Source organism: Mesorhizobium sp. WSM4817, from assembly GCF_055811135.1.
Genome location: NZ_JBVVQQ010000081.1, coordinates 1 through 2,377, shown reverse-complemented (window position 1 = coordinate 2,377; position 2,377 = coordinate 1). Strand labels below are relative to the sequence as shown.

Genomic DNA, 2,377 nt, shown 5'->3' with positions numbered 1-2,377 from the left:
CCCAAACCGGTCCTTGCTGGGCCGATTTGGCGGCTCGTAAGCGGACGTTGCCCGGAACCAGCGACTTTGCACCGTTCCTGCCGTTCCAATTGAAATCAGCTACGGCGCTAGGTGACCCGGCTCCAGTCATTCCCAAGGCCGTCGGCTTCTTCAAGCCGCCGATCAGCGGCATGGAAGTGGCATGTTACTCAGCCCGCTTGAGCGCGGTGAACGTCCATAGGGGGCGATGCTGACGTCGCGACTTTGCCAAGCTGGAAGACCTCCGTCGCCTCGCCGCGGCCGCGCAGCCGGTGCTTGCCCGCCGGGATCCTTTCGAACCTTTCGTCGAGCCGCGACGCGGTCTCGCCGGAAATGGCGATTGCGGCGGTGGCGCCCGGTTCGAGCTGCTTGCCGAGGTCCTGCAGCCGCTGGCTGACGTTCACGGTGTCGCCGACGATCGTATAGTTGACGCGGTCGGATGCCCCGATATTGCCGACGATGACGGAGCCCGTGTGGATGCCGATGCGGACATGAAGCGGAGGCCGGCCTTCGCCAGCCGCTTCCAGATTGTCCTTGTCCAGCTCCTCGCGGATGGCCGCGGCTGCGCGCACGGCCGCGGCGGCATGGCCCTTCAGACGATCCGGCGCGCCGAAGAACGCCAGCATGCCGTCGCCCAGGAACTTGTCGACAGTACCGCCATGTGCATCGACCGCGCCGCACAGGATCGCGAAGTGGTGGTTCAGCAGCCTGGCCGCGGCGGCGGCGTCCATCTGCTCCGACAGCGTGGTGAAGCCGGCGATGTCGGTGAACATGACGGTGACGACCGCTTCGCGCGGTTCGGCGATGCCGATCTCTCCGGTGCGCACCAGCTTGGCCACCAGCGAGCGCGGAATATAGGTCGAGAATGCACGCAGACCGATCAGCATGGCATTGAAGGCCGAAGCCTGGTTGTCCAACTCCAGCACCCTGCTGCGCGGCAGGGGGGTCACGCCGTCGAGATCGAAATCGGCGACGCGCGTGGCCTGGCCGGCAATCGCCTGGATCGGGCGCGACAGGCGCTTGCCGAGAAGAATCGCGACGATGACCGCCACCGCCATCGCGCCAAGTCCAAGTATGGCCGATCCCATGACGCGCTCGATTTCGTCACCGATCTGACTGGTCTTGAAATATGCGCCGAGCGTCCAGGGCCGGTCGCCATAGCCGGTGATCTCACGGGTAATAGCGACGTAAGTGTTCTCTCCGTCCCATGACGTCGAACCGTCCTTGTCGTCAACCTGGATTTCGGCAACCTCGATATCGCGGGTACGCTGCGTGCTGAACTCCGCTTCCGGTTTGCGCGCCTCATATCCGGCGAGAACCGGATCGCCGAAATTGGCGAGCGGCGTCAGCGGCAGGATGCCGTTCTTCAGCGCATCCGGGGAAGCCAGCCGCTGGTCCGCCAGGATGGATCCGTCGCCATCCAGAATGAAGGCATGCGTGCCGAAGCGCGACGACAGTTCCTGCGTGATTTTGGACAAGTTCTGCAGTTCCACCGCGGCGATCACCCAGGCCTTCGTGGCGCCATCGCGTGATAGCGGCGCCGAGACGTTGGCGAACAAGCCATATTCGTTGGCCACGAAGGCGCCCCACCGGCGTCCGTCGACCTGCTGGCGCTCTTCAAGAACGGCGCGCACTTGCGGCGATTTCTCGGTCTCGGCGGGGAGTTTCCGGATCGTTCCGGCAGGATATTTGGCGTCGTTGTCCCCGGTCACCGCCGCCCCCCTGCAAATCAGGTCGGGTGTGCAGATCAACATTGCGTTCACCCCCGGCGCTGCCGCCAGCGCACTGGCAAGTGCCGCCGACATCGCCTCGTCGTCGATCTGGAACTCGCCCTGCTTGTAGAGCTGCGCGACGCCGTCCACGGCGCTCTCGGCGCGCCCCATCTCGGCGCGCAGCAAATCCTCCATCGCATCGATCAGGAGCGTCGACTGGGCGCCGAGCAGGTCGAAAGTGTTGCGAAGGTTGGCGCCGACCGACAATGCGAGCACGCCGCCGACCGACAGGAACACGAGGCTGCCGAAACTCATCACCATGATGACTGCAATGGGGATGCGACGCCGCTTCTTTTCGGGGCGGACCAGACGCACTGGTTGTGCGGACGTGCTCATGCAGCCAACGTCATAATGCGCCACCGCATTGCAAGCCCGGCGACGGCTTTAAGGAGAGGACGCGCCGAAGCATTCGCACCAATGTGGCGCCGATGTTTCCAGCGCCGATGATTCTGATCCTCATAGGGGTGTTCCTTCGTAAAAATATGGAAGAGCGCCCGCCTCAGTCGCGGACGCGGGCGCCTCGAAGATGCGCCCCTTTCTCGCGCAGTGTCGAGAGTGTCAACTCCCGGAAAGGCGCATGCACGACA

General features: G+C 64.3%; 1 protein-coding gene. It reads right to left on the bottom strand.

From position 1 onward, the window contains the following. Positions 1-188: 188 nt before the first annotated feature. Positions 189-2,126 (bottom strand): adenylate/guanylate cyclase domain-containing protein, encoded by a 1,938-nt coding sequence (locus AC0L2K_RS34755; protein ID WP_473533634.1) that lies wholly within the window; start codon positions 2,124-2,126, stop codon positions 189-191. Positions 2,127-2,377: the final 251 nt, after the last annotated feature.

Excerpts from the sequence above, each read along its gene's own strand:
- AC0L2K_RS34755 (WP_473533634.1), bottom strand. The coding sequence starts at position 2,126 with ATGAGCACGTCCGCACAACCAGTGCGTCTGGTCCGCCCCGAAAAGAAG.